Annotated in this window: 19 protein-coding genes; 6 read left to right on the forward strand and 13 right to left on the reverse strand. The window is 51.7% G+C overall.

The genetic code is table 11. From position 1 onward, the window contains the following. Position 1: 1 nt before the first annotated feature. The 3 genes from NFR90_RS00480 (at position 2) to hydF (ending at position 2,361) form a co-directional block, all read left to right on the forward strand. Positions 2-352: an iron hydrogenase small subunit gene (locus NFR90_RS00480; RefSeq protein ID WP_160334177.1), complete on the forward strand. Its 351-nt coding sequence runs from the start codon at positions 2-4 to the stop codon at positions 350-352. Continuing rightward, on the forward strand, positions 345-1,037 hold the full coding sequence (locus NFR90_RS00485) for a cytochrome b/b6 domain-containing protein (protein WP_160334176.1): 693 nt from the start codon (positions 345-347) through the stop codon (positions 1,035-1,037). The genes NFR90_RS00480 and NFR90_RS00485 overlap by 8 nt, the downstream gene beginning before the upstream one ends. 94 nt (positions 1,038-1,131) lie before the next feature. After that, positions 1,132-2,361: a [FeFe] hydrogenase H-cluster maturation GTPase HydF gene (gene hydF, locus NFR90_RS00490; RefSeq protein ID WP_160334175.1), complete on the forward strand. Its 1,230-nt coding sequence runs from the start codon at positions 1,132-1,134 to the stop codon at positions 2,359-2,361. A gap of 20 nt (positions 2,362-2,381) precedes the next feature. Here the strand turns inward: hydF and NFR90_RS00495 are convergent, their stop codons facing one another. Continuing rightward, positions 2,382-4,010, reverse strand: coding sequence for a peptide chain release factor 3 (locus NFR90_RS00495; protein WP_251449813.1), 1,629 nt, complete (start codon positions 4,008-4,010; stop codon positions 2,382-2,384). A 177-nt stretch (positions 4,011-4,187) separates the two neighbouring features. Between NFR90_RS00495 and NFR90_RS00500 the strand changes: the two genes are divergently transcribed. Together NFR90_RS00500 and mutY are read left to right on the forward strand one after the other, a co-directional pair. Beyond that, complete coding sequence (locus NFR90_RS00500; RefSeq protein ID WP_160334173.1) at positions 4,188-5,474, forward strand: solute carrier family 23 protein; 1,287 nt, start codon at positions 4,188-4,190, stop codon at positions 5,472-5,474. A gap of 64 nt (positions 5,475-5,538) precedes the next feature. After that, a complete protein-coding gene (gene mutY / locus NFR90_RS00505; RefSeq protein ID WP_160334172.1) occupies positions 5,539-6,519 on the forward strand; it encodes an A/G-specific adenine glycosylase in 981 nt (326 codons plus the stop codon). Between the two features lie 10 nt (positions 6,520-6,529). Here mutY and rapZ read toward each other — a convergent pair whose 3' ends face one another. The 10 genes from rapZ to NFR90_RS00555 form a co-directional block, all read right to left on the reverse strand. Continuing rightward, entirely contained in the window at positions 6,530-7,390 is an 861-nt protein-coding gene (gene rapZ / locus NFR90_RS00510; protein WP_160334171.1) for an RNase adapter RapZ, read from the reverse strand. A 15-nt stretch (positions 7,391-7,405) separates the two neighbouring features. Then, positions 7,406-8,344: an HPr(Ser) kinase/phosphatase gene (gene hprK / locus NFR90_RS00515; protein ID WP_160334170.1), complete on the reverse strand. Its 939-nt coding sequence runs from the start codon at positions 8,342-8,344 to the stop codon at positions 7,406-7,408. A gap of 6 nt (positions 8,345-8,350) precedes the next feature. Then, on the reverse strand, positions 8,351-8,836 hold the full coding sequence (locus tag NFR90_RS00520; protein ID WP_160334169.1) for a PTS sugar transporter subunit IIA: 486 nt from the start codon (positions 8,834-8,836) through the stop codon (positions 8,351-8,353). Between the two features lie 43 nt (positions 8,837-8,879). Further along, a complete protein-coding gene (gene rpoN / locus NFR90_RS00525) occupies positions 8,880-10,217 on the reverse strand; it encodes an RNA polymerase factor sigma-54 (RefSeq protein WP_160334168.1) in 1,338 nt (445 codons plus the stop codon). 5 nt (positions 10,218-10,222) lie between these two features. Beyond that, positions 10,223-10,990: an LPS export ABC transporter ATP-binding protein gene (gene lptB, locus NFR90_RS00530; RefSeq protein ID WP_160334167.1), complete on the reverse strand. Its 768-nt coding sequence runs from the start codon at positions 10,988-10,990 to the stop codon at positions 10,223-10,225. Then, complete coding sequence (lptA, locus tag NFR90_RS00535; protein ID WP_160334166.1) at positions 10,987-11,580, reverse strand: lipopolysaccharide transport periplasmic protein LptA; 594 nt, start codon at positions 11,578-11,580, stop codon at positions 10,987-10,989. Before lptA ends, lptB begins: the two co-directional genes overlap by 4 nt. A 96-nt stretch (positions 11,581-11,676) precedes the next feature. Further along, positions 11,677-12,261: an LPS export ABC transporter periplasmic protein LptC gene (lptC, locus tag NFR90_RS00540; protein WP_251449816.1), complete on the reverse strand. Its 585-nt coding sequence runs from the start codon at positions 12,259-12,261 to the stop codon at positions 11,677-11,679. After that, positions 12,262-12,792 (reverse strand): KdsC family phosphatase, encoded by a 531-nt coding sequence (locus tag NFR90_RS00545; RefSeq protein ID WP_251449818.1) that lies wholly within the window; start codon positions 12,790-12,792, stop codon positions 12,262-12,264. Continuing rightward, entirely contained in the window at positions 12,792-13,772 is a 981-nt protein-coding gene (locus NFR90_RS00550) for a KpsF/GutQ family sugar-phosphate isomerase (protein ID WP_160334163.1), read from the reverse strand. The genes NFR90_RS00545 and NFR90_RS00550 overlap by 1 nt, the downstream gene beginning before the upstream one ends. A gap of 118 nt (positions 13,773-13,890) precedes the next feature. Next, positions 13,891-14,619 carry an amino acid ABC transporter ATP-binding protein gene (locus tag NFR90_RS00555; protein ID WP_202074509.1) on the reverse strand — a complete coding sequence of 243 codons (729 nt, stop codon included), beginning with the start codon at positions 14,617-14,619 and terminating at the stop codon, positions 13,891-13,893. A gap of 152 nt (positions 14,620-14,771) precedes the next feature. Between NFR90_RS00555 and NFR90_RS00560 the strand changes: the two genes are divergently transcribed. Further along, on the forward strand, positions 14,772-15,224 hold the full coding sequence (locus NFR90_RS00560; protein ID WP_160334161.1) for an acyl-CoA thioesterase: 453 nt from the start codon (positions 14,772-14,774) through the stop codon (positions 15,222-15,224). On the opposite strand, the gene NFR90_RS00565 is transcribed toward NFR90_RS00560, so the two are convergent. Then, entirely contained in the window at positions 15,221-15,976 is a 756-nt protein-coding gene (locus NFR90_RS00565; RefSeq protein ID WP_251449820.1) for an enoyl-CoA hydratase-related protein, read from the reverse strand. The two genes, NFR90_RS00560 and NFR90_RS00565, sit on opposite strands and share 4 nt — an antisense overlap. A gap of 106 nt (positions 15,977-16,082) precedes the next feature. Next, positions 16,083-18,752 carry a bifunctional acetate--CoA ligase family protein/GNAT family N-acetyltransferase gene (locus NFR90_RS00570; protein WP_160334159.1) on the reverse strand — a complete coding sequence of 890 codons (2,670 nt, stop codon included), beginning with the start codon at positions 18,750-18,752 and terminating at the stop codon, positions 16,083-16,085. Positions 18,753-18,874 lie beyond the last annotated feature (122 nt).

The raw sequence follows: 18,874 nt of genomic DNA on the forward strand, positions 1-18,874 counted from the left end.
AATGAGCAAATATCAATATACCGAACGTGATGTACCTGCCCTGTTAGGTCGTCGTGGATTCCTCAAGGTTATCGGTCTTTGTGCGGTCGCAGTTGTCGCTGCCGGCGCAGCGATCACGAAGCTGATCACTTCCAGAAATAAGGTGATTCTTGACCGTCAGGCCGGTTTGTATGCCGATGACAAGCGTCTTCAGAAGATGAAGCTGACTTCTTCTCATGAAAACGATGTTTGCTGGCAGGTTTATAAGGATATGAACGGTAAACCTGTTGAAGGCGAAATGTACAAACTCAACCATACGCACTACACACCGCGCTCTCAACTCGCTATGACGGAGGCCGAACATCATGTCTAACGCTGAAATGCAAGGCGCACGTATTCTGCGCTTCCACACTTCCGACAAAGTATTCCACTCTATCAACGCGATCTGCTGGTACGCTTTGTTCTTCACAGGCGCCATCGTTTACTTCGGTAACATGATGGGCAAGATCTCCGATGAAACAGCCAATCTTCTGATGGTTTGGCACATTTGGCTCGGCGGTCTGTTCACGCTGAACTTCATCGGCTATGTTCTGTTCGCTCCGGAACGCTTCGCAGTGACGATGAAGAACCTGCTCGAGTGGGACAAGAACACCATTCTTTGGTTCAGAAACTTCGGCGGCTATCCGCGTCGTTTCTTCAAGATCCCCTTCGGACCGGTTGAAGTTCCGCCCCAGGGCCGTTACAACGGCGGCCAGAAGATGAGCTATCTCATTTTCATCGCTGCGGTTGTTTACCTCATCGTCACCGGCTGGCTGCTTTGGATGGGTGCACCTCTTCTCGGTAAAACTGTCTTCTACTGGCTCTTCATGACCCACGTTTGGGGCAGCTTCATCGTGACAGCAATGGTCACCTGCGCTCATATTCCTCTGGCGCTCCTTTCCATGGAACACTTCAAAGGCATTTGGCGCATCGGTTCCGGCGACATCTCCTACGAGGCCGCCGAACACCACGCTCCCACATGGGTTCAGCGTGACGTTATCAAGGTCGTTGAGAAATAATTTCTCGTCGGATTGATTTCAAGAAAGGGGCTTCGGCCCCTTTTTTTATGGCTTTAATCTTTATACTGAAAGTTCTTCAAGCAAGGTGCTTATCATGGCAGAAATGAATCAGAGTCCCAGAGGGACACGAATTCACATCGGTTTGTTCGGCAGACGAAACGCCGGAAAGTCGAGTGTGATCAATGCGCTTACGAAACAGAAAATTGCGCTGGTCAGCGACATTGCTGGTACAACGACCGATCCTGTCTACAAAGCGATGGAACTACTGCCGCTTGGGCCGATCATGCTTATTGATACTGCGGGTATCGATGATGTCGGCGATTTAGGAAAGCTGCGCATCGGCAAGACGCGGGAAGTCATGACTAAGACAGATGTCGCGCTCATTGTGATGGATGCGGCAAACCCTTTTTCCGAATTCGAAGAAAAACTCATTGAAGAGTTCAAAAGACTGGGAACGCCTTATTTACTGGTTCTTAATAAGTGCGATACCGTGCCGTCTGCAGACGAGATTGCTGAGAAACTTCAGGCGGAGGTTAAAGAAGAATTCATAGTCGTCAGCGCGCTGAACAAAAGCGGCTTTGACCGACTTCGCTCGGCAATTCTCTCTGCGGCGCCGCGCGCTTTTGAAGACAGGCCGCTCATTCGGGACCTTTTGAACCCGGGCGATACCGTTGTGTTTTGCGTGCCGATCGACACAGCGGCGCCCAAGGGCAGACTTATTCTGCCTCAGGTTCAGGCGCTTAGAGACACTCTGGATGCCAACGCGAACGCGATTGTCGCAAAAGAAAACCTTATTGCCGCTCAGCTGGATAATCTGAAAACTCCGCCTGCCCTTGTCGTTACCGACAGTCAGGTGTTTGGCAAGGCTGCGAAAATCGTTCCTAAGGAAATTCCTCTAACATCTTTCTCGATCTTGATGGCAAGAAATAAGGGCGATCTGACAGGGCTTGTCGAAGGTGCCAAAGCGATTGAATCACTTAAACCGGGAGACAAAGTTCTGATCGCGGAAGCCTGTACGCATCAGTGTCAGGCTGAAGATATCGGACGTGTCAAAATTCCCGCCTGGCTGCAGGAGCATGTCGGCGGAGAGCTGTCTTTTGAATGGTATACCGGAGACTCATTTCCGGAAGATGTCAGCGACTATAAACTTGTGATTCACTGCGGCGCCTGCATGATCAACCGCAGAGCGATGCTTTCCAGACAGCGGCAGTGCAGAGAGGCAGGTGTGCCGATCGTGAACTACGGAGTTCTGATTGCGTATATAAAGGGAATACTGAAGCGCGTGCTTTCTCCCTTCCCGGAAGCACGGGAAGCGCTTTCGTAAAGGCTTCCCGGCAGATCGGATTAAATCGCAATATCCGTGTCGGTGTGTTTGAGCTTCTGACCGTGTTCTCGGGTGACGTGGAAAGTCACCTGAGGCCAGTGTTTCTGTGTGGTCTGAAGGTTGTATACGCTTGTCGCAAGGTACACCGGATTGCCTTCCGCGTCTTTTGCAAGGCGCAGAGCCTGTTCCCGCTCAAAATCTTTTTTCGTCTGTTCATCCGGGTATGTCAGCCAGCGGGCGGTTGAGATCGGAGTGTTTTCGTAGATAGCGTCGACGTTGTATTCGGTCGCCAGACGCTGAGCAACGATTTCAAACTGAAGTGCGCCGACCGCGCCGAGAAGAAGGTTGCCGAGTTCATCTTCGAACACCTGAATCGCGCCTTCTTCGCCGAGTTCTTTCAAGCCTTTATGAAGCTGTTTTGCTTTGAAAGGGTCTCTGGCGCGTGCGCTTCTGAACAATTCCGGAGCAAAGTAAGGAATACCGGTAAAGCCGAGTATTTCGCCTTGCGTTAGGGTGTCGCCGATGTGAAGCTGTCCGTGGTTATAGATACCGATAATATCTCCGGCAACAGCGTCGGTCATAAGGACACGGTCGTTGGCCATAAAGGTCAGAGCGTTAGGAATCTTCATATCCTTCTGTTCACGAACGTGGTAGACCTTCATGCCGGGTTTGTACTCGCCGGAGCAGACGCGGAAGAACGCGATGCGGTCACGATGTTTCGGATCCATATTGGCCTGAATCTTGAAGACGAAGCCGCTGAATTTGGCTTCATCCGGTTCAACCATGCGTTTGCCGGCATCACGAGGCTGCGGAGTCGGAGCCCAGCGAATGAGCGCGTCCAGGACGTCCTGCACACCGAAGTTATTGACACCGGAGCCGAAGAAGACAGGCGTTTGGTCACCGGCAAGGAAACGTTCCAAGGAGAAAGGTTCACTAGCGCCCTGAATGAGCTCGATGCTTTCTCTGACGTTCCCGATTTCCAGCGGGAACAGCTGATCGAGCCTCGGGTTATCCAGTCCCTCAATAACTTCGACATCGTCGCTAAGTTTCTCGCCGCCCGGAGTGAAACGGACAAGCTTATTGTCCAGAAGAGAGAACACACCTCGGAAAGTTTTTCCCATTCCAATCGGCCATGTAATCGGGGCACACTCGATTTTGAGGACGTTTTCAATTTCTCCGAGCAGATCGATCGGGTCCTGGACCTCGCGGTCCAGTTTATTGATGAACGTAATAATCGGAGTTTTACGCAGACGGCAAACTTCCAAAAGTTTAATTGTCTGCGCCTCCACGCCCTTGGCGGCATCGATAACCATGACTGCGCAGTCAACGGCGGTCAGTACTCGATAGGTATCTTCCGAGAAGTCCTCATGTCCCGGGGTATCGAGAAGATTGATTACGTGATCGTCGTACTCAAACTGCATAACGGAGCTGGTGACGGAAATACCGCGTTGTTTTTCAACTTCCATCCAGTCGCTCGTTGCATGACGGCCGGCTTTACGTCCCTTGACCGCGCCTGCGAGCTGAATTGCTCCGCCGAAAAGAAGCAGCTTTTCGGTAAGAGTTGTTTTACCAGCGTCAGGGTGAGAAATAATCGCGAAGGTTCTTCTGTGTTTAATTTGTTTTTGCGTTTGAGAGCTCAGCTCCGGCATTTTGTTGTCCTGTTTATCGATAAGTCACGAATTTTACGTCAATTTTCGAAGAGCTCTATTATCGCACCGACGGAATTATTTATCTTCGTAACAGGAAAAGAAGAAAAGAACGTATTAAATGTGATTGTTAAGACTTTATTAATTAGAATGTACGGAGCATCCATCTAGTTAAATCAAATGAAAAATTCATACTTTCCAAAATGGTCCGTGAAGACGGCAGGCGTTATTGCGCCTGATGAAACACTGCCCTTAGGCCAAACGCTTGCCATGGGCATTCAGCATGTTGTGATTATGTTCGGCTCAACGGTTCTAGCGCCATTAATTATGGGCTTGGACCCGAATGTTGCGATTTTCATGAGCGGTATCGGAACGCTGCTGTTCTTCCTGGTGGTTGGCGGTCACGTCCCGAGTTATCTGGGTTCAAGTTTCGCGTTTATCGGGGTCGTTATTGCGGCTACCGGTTATGCCGGCAGCGGACCGAATCCGAATATTCCGGTTGCGATGGGCGGTGTTATCGCCTGCGGTGTCGTGTATGCCTTGGTCGGTCTCATTGTTATGTTTACCGGAATCAAATGGATTGAGCGGCTGATGCCTCCGGTTGTCACGGGTTCCATCGTTATGACGATCGGCCTTAATTTGGCGCCTGTGGCGGTAAAAGGGATGGGTACAACGACTTTTGAACAGTGGTATGCCTCTGCAGCGGTTCTGATCATGGGGTTTGTCGCTGTTTATCTTCGCGGTTTCCTGCAAAAGCTCCTGATTCTTGTCGGTATTGTGATCGCGTATATCTTCTACTGGATCCTTACGAACTTAATGGGTCTGGGCAAGCCGATTGATTTTCAGCCGCTTTATGACGCCAGCTGGTTTGGCTTTCCGCATTTCTCCGCTCCAGTTTTCCAGCCTGAAGCGATGATCCTCATTGTTCCGGTGGTTGTTATTTTGATCGCAGAGAACTTAGGACACATCAAAGCGGTCAATGTCATGACGCATAGAAATCTGGATCCCTATATCGGACGATCATTCTTCGGTGACGGGTTAGCGACTATCATCGCTGGTTTCGGCGGCGGCCCCGGCGTGACCACATACGGAGAAAACATTGGCGTGATGGCGGCTACCCGCGTCTACTCTACCTTGATTTTCCCCGTAGCCGGTCTGTTTGCGATTCTGCTGAGCTTCTCGCCGAAGTTTGGTGCGGTCATTCAAACTATCCCAGGTCCGCTTCTCGGAGCGGTTTCTGTGGTGGTATTCGGATTTATTGCCGCTGCCGGTGTGCGCATCATGATTGAAAACAAAATTGATCTTGCCAGCAGCAAGAACTTAATCGTGACTGCGGTTACACTGATTATCGGCGCAGGCGATTTCTCTCTGAAGATTGGCGGTTTTGAACTTGGAGGCATCGGTACAGCGACCCTTGCCGCAATTCTGCTCAACCTCATTATGGAAGACAGAAAGCAGTCGGCCTAATCATTTTTTAATTTTATTCAGCCGCCCGATGTTTCATTGAGGCGGCTAATTTTTTTTGATTTGAATGAAAAAGAGCGATCCCGCACGAGCGATTATTGAGTGGCAGAAGCAATTCGGCCGACATGATTTGCCCTGGCAGCAAACCACTGAACCTTATCCGCGCTGGGTTGCTGAAATCATGCTTCAGCAGACTCAGGTAAAGACTGTTATTCCTTACTATTTGAAATTTATGTCGCGGTTCCCGACAGTTAAAGCGCTTGCTAAAGCCGACCGGGAGGAAGTATTTCAGCTTTGGGCAGGGCTCGGTTATTACAGTCGGGCGGAGAATCTGCATCGCTGCGCACAGGAGGTCGCAGAGCGATACAACGGAGTTTTCCCGACAGAGATATCGGATCTTGTGACACTTTCAGGTATCGGCCGTTCAACAGCGGGAGCGATACGCAGCGCATGTACGGACATTCCGTCTCCGATATTAGACGGTAATGTCAAACGGGTTTTATCCCGTCTGCTGCTTATTGGTGACGGGCTCAGTGCATCAGCACTCGATAAGAAGCTGTGGCTTGCAGCCGAAGAGATCCAGCCTAAGGAAGAGGGAAGAGCCTATGCACAGGCAATGATGGATTTGGGCGCGACTGTTTGCGTCAGAAACAGACCGCGCTGTGAAGTTTGTCCTCTTCAGAAAATGTGCCGAGCATGTGCCGAAGGACTTCAGGAAAGCTATCCGCCCAAAAAGAAACGCGCTCCTGTGCCGGAAGAACCGATCCATATGCTGATCTACGTCAGGGACGGAAAAGTTCTTCTAATCAAGAGAGAAAGTCGGTACTGGAAAAATCTTTGGGTCCTTCCTGAGGCGCAGGTTTTGCCTTCAGACGCCCGCGAATGCGGATTCATCACGCATCGGCTGACGCACCTGAAACTGATGATTTCGCTCAGTACGGTTCCGCTCTCGTCTCCCCCCGAAGGTCGATGGTTCACATTGGAAGAGCTGACAAACGCAGCTGTTGCGACGCCTTTAAAGACGTTCTTACTGGAATTTCTTGCTTAGGCAGGAAAAATTATTTTGCGGCGTCGAGCGTGCGGTGGCGCGTAATGACGCCCTCACAGCGCTCGGAGAAATATTTTCCGAGCTGCTCGCAAATATAGACGGAGCGGTGCTGTCCGCCCGTACAGCCGATTGAGACCGTAAGGTAGTGCCGATTCTGTGCTTCGTAGTGGGGAAGCCACTTTTCCACAAAACCACGGATGTCTTCGAACATGCTTCGAACGAGAGGTTCCTTGCTGAGGAAATCGATAACCGGCTGATCTTTTCCGTTTAGCGGCCGAAGCTCTTCAACCCAATAGGGGTTAGGAAGGCAGCGAACGTCGAAGACCAAGTCACTGGCGATCGGCAGTCCTTTTTTGAACCCGAATGATTCGAAAGTGAGGAGGATGGCGCCTTTTTTGGCGTTGACGAAGCTGCGCACCCAATGCTTCAGTGTGTTGGGGAGCATTCCTGTGGTGTCAATGATATGCGCGTCATCCATGATCGGCTCGAGCAGTTTCCTTTCTCTTTCAATCGCTTCAACCAGCGTTTCGGGAGAATCTGAGTCGGCTTGGCTTAGAGGGTGCTGACGCCTGGTCTCGGAATATCTTTGGACAAGCGCATCTGTTGAAGCTGTCAGGCACAGTATCCTTAAATGCACACCGGAAGCGACCAGATCTTCAAGATCGCGGCTGAGCTCGGAGAGTGAAACATCGCTGCGTGCATCCAGTGAAACGGCAAGATGCTCTCTTCGGACGGAATGAAGATGCTTTGTGACAGGCACGACATATTTACCGGGCAGATTGTCGATACAGTAGTAGCCCAGATCTTCAAGCTGCTTCAGCGCGATTGATTTACCGCTTCCGGACAGGCCGGTCACCAAGATTAACTGCATTTCAAGTCCCCGTTTTTACAAGCCGTCCTCGGCCATCATAAGTTTGCGCTGCCGCTGGAAGAATTCCTCAATTGTGTTGATTCCCCGCAGCTGAAGGATCGCGCTTCGAACGGCGGCTTCGACCAGCACGGCAAGGTTTCGTCCGCCGCCGACTGGAATGATCATTTTTCTGATCGGCTGTCCGAGCACTTCGGTGAACAGTTCTGTCTCGGGCAGTCTTTCCATGAGTTCGCCCTGATCAAACTGCTTGAGTTCAGCCACAAGGTTAAGCCGCATTTTGCGGCGTACCGCAGTTTCTCCGAAGATTGTTTTAATGTCGAGCAGACCGATTCCACGGACCTCCAGGAGGTTCGCAAGTAACGCGGGCGCCGATCCCTCGACCCAATCAGGCGCTCTTTGAATGAAATCGACCACATCGTCTGCGACCAGACCGTGTCCTCGTGTGACTAATTCCAAGCCAAGCTCGCTTTTGCCGATGCCGCTTTGACCGGAGAGGAGAATGCCCATGCCGAATACATCCATAAAAACGCCGTGCATTGAACAGCTTGGCGCAAGCAGGCGAACAATGTATTGTCTTACGAGTGTCAGGACCCGCTCCGGCGTTTCCGAAGTGCTGAAAACAACCAGATCGTGTTCTATCAGCGCCTGCACCATATCCGGCTGCAGGCTAAGGTTAGCGCAGAGGACAAAGCCGAGAGATTTGTCTGAGGCAAGTTTCGCGATCAAGCTCTTTCGGGATTCTGAGCCGATTTGATCAAAGAATGCGATTTCAGCCGGTCCGAGAATGTGTAGTCGATCTGGGTGAATAATGTTTAGGAATCCGACTGCGAGTGTCGGATAGTTAACAGCGTTGGGCGAGAGCTCAATCGAATCTCCCGCATGAGACTGGCCGTAGAGCCAGTTGAAATCAAACTTGCGCTTGCAGAGGGTGAAGAGCTGCTGATAAGTTGCCATAAAAATCTAACTCTCACGTTTATCCGATTCGTACTTCTCAGCGCACCATTTATTCAGAGCTTCGCAAAATTTTTCCGAAGTGTTGGCCTGAGATAATTTTGTTCGGATGGATTCGTCGGAAAAAATTTCCGCGGCGCCGGCCAGAAGTTCAAGATGTTCGCTGCAGGCTTCTTCCGGAGCCAAGAGAAAGAACAGACTGTGCGTCGGTTCTTCTCCGGCGCGGGCGGGTTCGAGCTGCCCGTGCAGCCGGATGAAAAGGGCGCATGGCTGACTTAGGTTTGGAAGGCGGCAGTGCGGCAGAGAAATTCCGTAGCCGAGATAAGTAGAGCCAAGCTTTTCCCGCGCGATGAGTGCGTCGAACACCTCCTTGCGATCCAGTCGGTAAATCAGCGACAGAGCTTGAGCGGCTTGTTCGAATACACGTTTCTTACTGCTCGGTGAAATACCAAGCAGAATATTTTCGGGCTTTAGAAGCAGGCACAGTGCATTCATAATGCGTCACTCGATTTGATCAATCAGTTATTGTAAACGTGAATCAGCGAATTTTTTTACGCTGAGAAGCCGGTGCGATTCCAAGTGCATCGCGATATTTAGCGACCGTTCTCCGTGCGGCGGAGAACCCTCGCTCAGAGAGAAGCTCGGTGATTTTCGCGTCTGAGAGTGGTTTAGAAGGATTTTCAGAGGCGATAAGTCTTGCAATTTCGTTTTTGACTGCGATTGATGAAACCGCTTCATTGGAGTCACCGATTTGCGAAGAGAAGAAATATTTCAGCTCAAAGACGCCTCTTGCGCACTGCAGGTATTTTCCTGAAACGACTCTGGAGACGGTTGACTCGTGCAGCTCAAGTTCGTCTGCAATTTGGCGAAGGACCAAAGGGCGCATGCAGAGCGGTCCGGATTCAAAAAAATCGGATTGCCGCCGCACGAGCGCCTGAGTGACGCGAAGCAGTGTGATACGCCTATGTTCGATGTTTTTGATCAGCTCGGATGCTTCATGGAGTCTGTCTTTCCACAGCTGGTCATGACAGCTGTCGGTGACGGCCTCAGCATAAATTCGGTTAAGCCTGACTTTCGGCAGCGAAGCCTCGATCAGTTCGGCGCACCAGCCTTCGCCTGTCTTGCGAACAAGAATTTCCGGAGTGACATAGTTAATAGAATCCGTTGAAAATTCTGAGGCAGGATGCGGTGTTAGAGCGGCAATCAGGCGAACAGCCTCTTCCAGCTCCTTGGATGCGCATCCGAGGAGCGGGCGAATTTTATCGAAACTTCGTTTCGCGAGCAGCTCCAAATGCTCTTGGACGATTTGAGAGGCCAGCGCGCAGATTACCGGATCAGACTGCATTGACAATCTGCGATGATTCAGCTGGATTAGCAGAGATTCTTTGTAGTCGCGGGCACCAATTCCGGAGGGCTCGAAACTCTGCAGCAGTTTCAAAGCGGCCTTCCAATCGGAGAGCCTGATTTCGGCCGGCATCTTTGCCTCCTCTGCGAGCCGTTCAATAGGCGCGGAAAGGAAACCGTTGTCGTCCAATGAGCCGATAAGCCAGGCAAGAAGACTTTTTTCTTTATCCGAGAGAGAAAGACAGCCGACTTGCCGCAGTAAATGCTCAGCCAGACTTTCCGGATGTTCTTTTCGCTCCCAGGGTTCCTGATCGGAGGCGGTGCCTTCCCAGCGCAGCTGCTGATCCGAGTCGAAACTGTCGGCAGCCTCTTCACTCGTATCGGAGACTTCAAGCAGGGGGTTTTGATCAATTGCTTCGTTAATGAGCTGTGTCAGCTCAGCAGTTGAAAGCTGAAGGATGGATATGGCATGTCTCAGTTCCGGCGTAAGCGCCATGCGCTGAGACTGCTGCAGTGAAAGCGTCTGAGCCATAGCTCCTACATAGAGAAATTATCGCCGAGGTATGCGTTGCGCACGAGCGGATTTTCCACGATTGCCTCAGGTTTTCCGCTGGCTAGTACGCTTCCGTCGCTGATGATATAGGCGTGGTCGCAGATGCCGAGTGTTTCGCGTACGTTATGGTCGGTAATGAGGACGCCGATGCCGCGTTCTTTTAAGTAGTGAACGATGCGCTGGATTTCGATAACTGCGATCGGGTCTACGCCGGCGAACGGCTCATCGAGAAGAATAAATCTCGGTCTTGCGGCGAGCGCTCGGGCAATTTCCGTACGGCGTCTTTCTCCGCCAGAGACGGTCGGAGCCAGATTGTTTCGGATATGCGTGATCTGAAGCTCGTTGAGCAGGTTGTCCAGTTCTTCCTTAATTTGTTTCTTTGAGAGCGCAGAGCCGTCCGGATTAGTTTGAAGCTCCAGGATCGCCTGAATATTTTCTTCGACCGTGAGCGTACGAAATACACTGTTTTCCTGCGGCAGATACGTAATGCCGATACGCGCGCGTTTATAAATCGGAAGGTGCTGAATCGACTCGCCGTTCAGAAGGATTTGGCCGCCGTTGGATGCGACCAGTCCGACAATCATATAGAACGTAGTTGTTTTGCCGGCTCCGTTCGGTCCGAGCAGTCCCACGACTTCGCCGCTGTGCAGCCGCAGAGAGACGTCTTTGACAACCGTTCGCTGTCCGTAGATTTTCTTTAGGTTGAGCGCTTCAAGGACATTTGCTCCGTCCAGACTGTGTTTCTCGCTCATCTCTTAATTCCTTTGCTCGGCTGAAGTTCGATCGGTTTAGACGCGTCGAAATTGCTGTCGCGCGGCGCAATCACAGTGGATACTCTGCCGGCTGAGCCGCGATTCTTACTGCCGACAACGTCAGCGGTGGATGTAGTCATGTTGTAGGTAATGACAGTTCCTCTGCTTTCGTCTTTCATGACGCCGTTTTCCGAGCGCGAGACCTGAGCATTGTTGGTCAGAGTGAGTTCATTGGTTTTTTCGTTGTACGTCAGTTTGTCGCCCTTGCCGTGCATCCATTCTTCGACGCCGGGTGTTTTTTCATCTTTACGCTGTTTGAATGTGACGAGCTTTCCCTTTTGAGGCGTCATAACCGCGTGGCGATAGCCCTGAGGATCGATTGTCAAAACAAGTTTCGCACCGCGGATTTCCAAGGTCCCTTGATGGACGGCCACGTCGCCGGTGTAGACCGCGACCTGTTTCACATCGTCGCCATCGAACTTGTCAGAGAAAATTTGGATCGGCTGAGACGAGTCGGCGCTTTCGGCTGAAGCGATTCCCGGCAGAACTGAGCATAAGGCAAGAAGGATGGAGAGGGGCAGTTTTTTCATTTTATTCAGAAAGAAAGTCACTTCAAAGTTAACTTAGTATCCTACTACAAGTCTTAGAAAGAATAACGAAAAGACAGGCGCAGAAGAAGCGTTTTTCTATCGCTGAACGTTCTTGACTGTGTTCGGCTGGAGGGTTGTCTGAACTCTGGAGCGAAGTTTAAATGTTCGGTCCACGTTGTCATAGTCAAATCCGACGCCGTTGGAGGTGTCTTCGCCCCGATAAAGCGTTGCAGGTTTGTCTGACGAATAGATATTGTCATCCGGGTAGGCGTCGAGCTGAGAAGTGGTAAGTCTGCATGCCGGAGAGCCGTTCTTTGCGGCCTGGCGGATGTCCACATTGTCATAGAAGTGAATCACGGCGCCGCTTTCCACCATCTTGGCAGTATCGCTTCTGGCTGTGACCTGAGCCTCGTTCGGATTAAGGGAGGCGTATTCCGGAAGAACGGCATCGGCATGTCCGTCCGAATAATGTTTCACTTCTTTGGCGAAAACTCTCGCGCTGGCTTTGCCGTCCTTGTCAAACTTGGTAATCGTAATGTCGCGGGCGATAAAGTCCGGAGACTCCAAGTCTGACAGATGCGTGATGTTTTCAAGTTCGGCTTTGACGGAGTACCAGTAGCTTAATCCGCAAAGCAGGACCAAGAGTCCAAGAGCGATGCAAGAGATAAAGCGGTCTTTCATTTAGATTTCCGTGTTGAATCTTTTGCGGACGACATATTCCATTTTGTCCTGAGCCTCGAGGATGAATTCTGCGAGTTCGCGGACGGCGCCTCTGCCGCCGGGCTGAGCGGATATCCAGTCAGCTTCTCTCAGGATCATAGGAACAGCATCTGAAGGCGCGGCTGAAAGGGCAACGAGCGGGAAAAGGCAGAGATCAGGGATATCGTCTCCCATGTATGCGGTTTCAGAAAGCTTGACGCCTGCGCGAGCGCATATGTCTGCCAAGCCGTCACGCTTATCTTTCTGGCCCTGCATCAGAAGTGTTATTCCGAGTTCTTTAGCGCGCTCCGTCACAATTGTGGAGGTGCGGCCCGTACAGATTGCGACCTGGATTCCCGCATCCTGCAGGAATTTAATGCCGAGTCCGTCACGGACGTAGAACTCTTTGAACAGTTCTCCCTCTCCGGAAATCACAATGGAGCCGTTTGTGAGGACTCCGTCCACATCTAGGCAGACCAGTTTGATATTTTTCGCGATATCTGTCAGTTTCATTAGATCACCTTTGCCGTCATCAGATCGTGCACATGGAGAGCGCCGATGAGGTGGTCGGCTTCATCCACGACCAAAAGCTGGTTGCGAAGCGTGGATGTAAGTATTTTGGCCGCCTCTGCCGCCAGAGCGGAAGGGGCAACGGTTGTCGGGTTTGCGGTCATGACTTCAGCGATCGGTACGGAACGGATGTCTCCGACCTTCTCGATCAGGCGTCTGAGGTCCCCCTCAGTGAAGATTCCTTTGACCTTGTTGTCCGAATCGACAATCGCGGTCATGCCGATGCGTTTTTTGGTGATTTCCTTAACCGCATCCATTACGGAAGCGTTTTCCAAGACGACAGGCATCTGATCGCCCTGGCGCATGAGATCGGATACGTGGATAAGAAGTCTTCGGCCGAGTGCGCCGCCCGGGTGAGAGCGCGCGAAATCTTCCGGACCGAATCCTTTAGCGTCCAAGCAGGCGATGGCGAGTGCGTCGCCCATGGCAAGCGTCGCGGTAGTCGATGACGTAGGCGCCAAGTTGAGCGGGCAGGCCTCACGTGTGACATGAATGTTCAAATTGACGTTTGCTTCACGGGCAAGTGTATTGTCGTCCGAGCCGGTGATGGAAATAACCGGGGCGCCTTCGCGAATTACCGTCGGGATAATCGCCAGCAGTTCAGAGGAGGTGCCGGAGTAGGAAATCGCAATGACAACGTCTTCTTTGGTAATCATTCCCAGGTCGCCGTGCGCGGCTTCTGCGGCATGCACAAAGAAAGCGGGGGTTCCGGTAGAAGCCAGGGTCGCGGCGATTTTACGTGCGATATGGCCGCTTTTTCCGATGCCGCTGACGACAACTCTTCCTTTGCAAGAAAGAAGCAGTTTCACTGCTTTGACAAAGGGCTCTCCGAGTCTGTCGGCCAGAGCTCGTACTTCATCAGCCTCTTCGATCAGCACCTGCCGGCCTAAGTTCAGAATTCCTTCTTCAGAAACCACGTTCATTGATCGTTCCTTATCTAAGCCCGCCCATCTCACATCAGCGCAGGCAGTAATTTATTGGAATAGATCATTATAGAAGGTTGTGCAGGTTCTCGGACTGCAAAATTGTGCTGTGTATGTCTCAGTGCTGCAGAATTTTTGCGAGGAATTTCTGGGCACGATCGCTTCGTGGTTTCGTGAAGAACTCTTCAGCGGGGGCCTGTTCGACAATTTCTCCCGCATCCATAAACAGAACCCGATTTGCGACTTTCCGTGCGAATCCCATTTCGTGCGTGACGACCATCATGGTCATTCCTTCCTTAGCGAGGCCGATCATTACGTCCAGCACCTCGTTGATCATTTCCGGGTCAAGCGCGGAAGTCGGTTCATCAAACAGCATGCAGACAGGATCCATTGCCAGAGAGCGGGCGATGGCGACGCGCTGCTGCTGACCGCCCGAGAGCTGTGCGGGGAATTTCGACGCCTGTTTTTCCAGGCCGACGCGGGCAAGCAGCTCCAGACCTCGCTTTTCAGCTTCTGCGCGGCTTCTTTTCAGCACTTTCATCTGAGCGAGCGTCAGGTTGTCGCTGACAGTGAGGTGCGGGAAGAGTTCGAAATGCTGGAACACCATACCGACTTTTGCTCTAAGACGCGTGAGGTTGGTTCCCGGGGCGCCGATGTCGATATCGTCAACAATGACTCGGCCTTCCTGATAATCTTCAAGTCCGTTGACAGTGCGCAGCAGAGTCGATTTTCCAGATCCGGAGGGCCCGCAGATGACGACAACTTCTCCTTTTTCTACTTTTGCGGAGCAATTTTTCAGTACTTGAAAGTCGCCGTACCATTTACTCACGTTATCTATTTGAATCATTGGCATTTGAATCTCTCTTTTCTCTTTTAGAAAAGTATACCGTTGAGAAAGCCGTGTAATCCTAGGCGGCGTATCGAATACTTTCTTCGAATTAATTTTGATGCGTTTTCGGTTTTACAATCTCGAGCAAATTTCAAACAAAAGGAGAAAAAATGCCCAATCAGGTCGATGCGCTTCCCGATAAACAGCCTGCAATCCGAGTCATTGCGATGCCGCCCGACACAAATCAGTATGGGGATATTTTCGGCGGATGGATTATGAGTCAGGTGGATTTGGCCGGCTCTTCCATCGCTTCGCGCACAGCAGGATGCAGAACCGCGACTGTGGCGGTAACAAGTTTCACATTCAAAGAGCCGGTTTGGGTCGGTGATGTTGTTTCTTTTTATGCGACGGTGATAAAAGTAGGCAACACCTCCATCACGGTTGACGTAGAAGTCTATGCGGAGCGTCTGCACAAGGACAATCACCGCATCGTAAAGGTGACGGAGGCCAAGCTTGTTTTTGTTGCGCTCGATAAAAACGGGCGTCCTCAGCCGGTTTATCGTCCTGATAATCCGAATCCGGATTCTAATCCTAATCCGGAAGAGGGCACGTTTTGGTTTTAGTCTTCGAACTTAGGGCTGCGTTTTTCCAGGAAAGCGTTAAACGCTTCGATCGTTTCAGCATTTCCTTCGAGCTGATCGGCAATTTCCGTTTCAAGCTTGCGCTGCTCGCTCAATCCGCTGAGATAAGCCGCTTTGAGCAGACGCTTTGTCGCCTTCAGAGCGGTTGGCGGAAGCGAAGCGAGGCGGGCAGCTGCCGCGTCGGCCGCAGCGGTGACTTTCTCGTCGCTGACAATGTGGTTAACAATGCCCATAGCAACGGCTTCTGCTGCGCTGATCGGTTCTGAGAGAAGCAGCTTCTGCGCGGCGAGTTTGTAGCCGGCGCTTTTTACCGCAAGCAGGCTGATGCCGTATTCCGGAGTCTTACCCAGAGCTAGCGAGGGAAGAGAGAACATTGCGTGTTCTCCGCAGAAAATCAGATCGCAGTGGTAGAGCAGAGCTGCCCCCTCGGCCACAGCCGGTCCGCAAACAGCGGTTACTATTGGTTTGGTGCAGGCATCCAATGCGTCGATGACTCTGCGGAAGGACTCAAAGAGCTCCTTGTCGCCTTTGACCTGAGCCTCGATGTCCAGTCCGGCGCAGAACACGTTGTTCTGTCCGGTGAGCATGATCACCCGAACGCGATTGTCTTCGCTGAGGTCGATTAACTGTCTGCTGAGTTCCCGGCACATTTCTGTGTCAAGTGTGTTTCTCTTTTCCGGACGATCGATGGAGATCTTCGCGATGCTTCCTTCGATTGTTGTGACGATAGCCATAATCAATTATCTCCAATAACGTTAAGGCCGCCTTCGCAAAGTTCTGCGGCGCGGCCGATTTTTCTTTATTCTGAGTTAAAACTGTCTGAAAGACTCCGTTTTCTGACTAATTCGAGTCAGCAGACGTATCCAGAACAAACAGATCCACATGCGGATCGTTCTCGTCAGTTTCTCTGCGATAGCCGCGCTTGCCCATCATATAGGCCATGCTGTCGTTGCCTTTGAGCACATATCCGATGAGTGAACGAACGCCCCGAGCCCTTGCTTCAGCCTCAAGTTCTGACATCAGAGCAGAGGCGATGCCTTGCCCCTGTTTATCTTCTCGGACAGAGATTCCGAATTCTGCATCCTCTCCGTTCGGAAGCAAAGAGAAGCGCGCCTCAGCGACGACTTCGTCTCTGTCCTGTTTGTTTTCCAGTGCAAGAATTGAGAACGTTCTGTCCGGGTCGTAACTGAGCGAGGATGCGGCAGCGATTTCCAGGGAAGTGTTCGCGCTGTGGAATCGAAGTCGGCGGCTGTTGTCCGAAAGCGAGGTCAGGTAGCTTAAGAAAGCCTCTTTATTTGCCAAGGAGGCGGAGCAGAACTTCAGGAGTCCGAATCTGCCGGTTTCTTTTTTCTCAGTCGGGCGCCGGTAAGGCAGAATGAGATGAGAAGCCTTTTCGTCAGAGCGAAGCTCGTCGGAGCCGATGACACAAAGAGCATCGAGCACGATGGCATCGCTTTGTCCGCACAGCAGAGGGTCAATTTCTATGGACCGGAGTGCGGGAATTTCCACTGCCAGTTCAGAAAGTCTGATCAGGATACGAATAATCGCTTCGGTATCACAGCTGCCTAAGCCCTTATATGCGCCGAGCAAGGTTTTGAAAGGTTCCTGCGCGATCATCCGCTTCGCATCATTCAGCGACAGCGGAACAAAACTGAAGACACTTGCGCCGCAGATCGGTCCGTAGAGGCCTCCGACCTGCAGGTAAACGATCGGGCCGAAGTGCCGAGTGATCTTCAAGCCGACTTTAAGTTCTCGCTTATTGTTTGTGTCTAATGTTTTTTGGAGGAAGACGCCGAAGCGCTCCTCCGCGCTGAACATTGAGGCCACTCGTTCTTTAAGGCTTTTCCAAGCGTTTTTGAGCTCTCGTTCGCTGCGCACGCCGAGTATGACGCCGCCCGCTTCGCTCTTTGACACGAGGCCGTCCATTCGAAGTTTCACTGCAAGCGGAAAGCCCAAGGCTTTGGACGCTTCAATGGCTTCTCCAAGGGAGCCGGCGGAAATGCCGGCCGTCGTTTCAATTCCGATACTCGCGAGCAGTTTTTTCGCTTCTTCCTCGTAGAGAAGGCGATGGTTCTGAGAGACCGCTGTGCGCACGATTTTCCTCGCGCCTTCGAAGTCCTCACTTTTAATCGGCTTGACGGAGAAGGTGCCGAAAAGGCTGTCCTGCTTTGACTGTCGGTACTCGCTAAGGAGTCTCAGGGCGATGCAGGCGCCTCTCATATCGGAGACGGCAGGAATTCCCGCCGCACGAAGTTTTTGGATCGCGGGCATATTAATTTCCGCGCCGATCCAGGTCATGATGAACGGCTTGCGGGATTTTTCGACAGTCGAGATGATGAGATCCGTAAACTCCTCAGGGTTGAAAGCCGGTGTAATCACAATACCTGCGATCATGCCGCCGCACTGAGGCAGCGATAGGAGCAGCCGGATGATTTCCGCGGTTTCGGAAGCCGAAGCGCCGAGACCGACATTGATCGGATTCGCAAACGGGAAAGAAACATGGAAATCGTCACGGAGCTTTTGGGCGGTATCGCTGTCGATGGACGCAGATTTAAGTCCGTTTCGATAGGCGTGATCCGCCAAAAGCGAGTCCAGGCCCTTGCTGTTGACGAGGCCGAATAAGGTGTCCTGAGTTAGCTCACGTCCGGCCGTGAAGACTTGAATTGCGTAATTGAGTTCCCGTAATGAATTGACCAGCAATACGCCGGAGCGGCGCAGTGCCTCTTCCATCACTCCGTCTTCATCTTCTCTGGCACCGCTGTTGTTGATCACAATATCGGCCGATCCCGCAGTTTGACCTCCCTTGAGCAGGATGACCGGTTTTTTCTGCGATGCGGCTCGTATAGCGGACAGCAGTTTTCTCGGTTCGGAGAACGATTCCAGGTAAAGGGCGATGCATTTGGTCGCATTGTCGTGCGCCAGCATATCGATGTAATCAGCCGCGCTTAAAGTGCGCTCTAAACCGGGGTCTATTACGAAAGAGAAGCCGTCTGTGATGTTCATCATGCAGCAGGAGAGACCGGGCGACTGGCTGACGAGTCCCACGGAGCCGGCTGTCGGCATCTGAGGGAAAAAGGATGCGTTGATTCCGGCTCTCGGACAGATAAAGCCGAGGGACTGGGGGCCAATAATTTTGATTCCCGAGGCCGCGGTTTCATCGATCAGTCGGGTGATTTCGTCGGTCAGCTCTGATTTTGAGAATCCTCCGCAGAGCATAATGAAGCGGCAGTTTTTCTCTACAGCCTGCGGGATGGCTTTCAGATAAGTTTCAGGTGGCGAGACGATAATGACCAGGTCGGCATCAGAGCGGATCTGAGTCACGGACGAGTAGCAGCGTGCGCTGCCGATCTTCTTATATTTCGGATTGACGGCGTACAGTTTGGCTTTCGGCGACGCTGCCTGAAGATTGTTCCAGATCAGGGTCCCGTAACTGCCTTCCCGCTCACTGGCTCCGATGACGACAATGTTTTTCGGGTTGAGCAGACTGTTTAAATAGTGACTGAAATCCATTTTAATGAGCTCTCTAGGCGCAGACTATTCGGACTAATTTACCGCAGGGCGCGTTAATTCTCAGAAATTAACGCATCAGTTTCCGATATTCGGATATCTTTACAATTTTACTGATTCATGAC

The sequence above is a fragment of the Parasutterella muris genome (assembly GCF_943193095.1).
Taxonomy (GTDB): domain Bacteria; phylum Pseudomonadota; class Gammaproteobacteria; order Burkholderiales; family Burkholderiaceae_F; genus Parasutterella; species Parasutterella muris.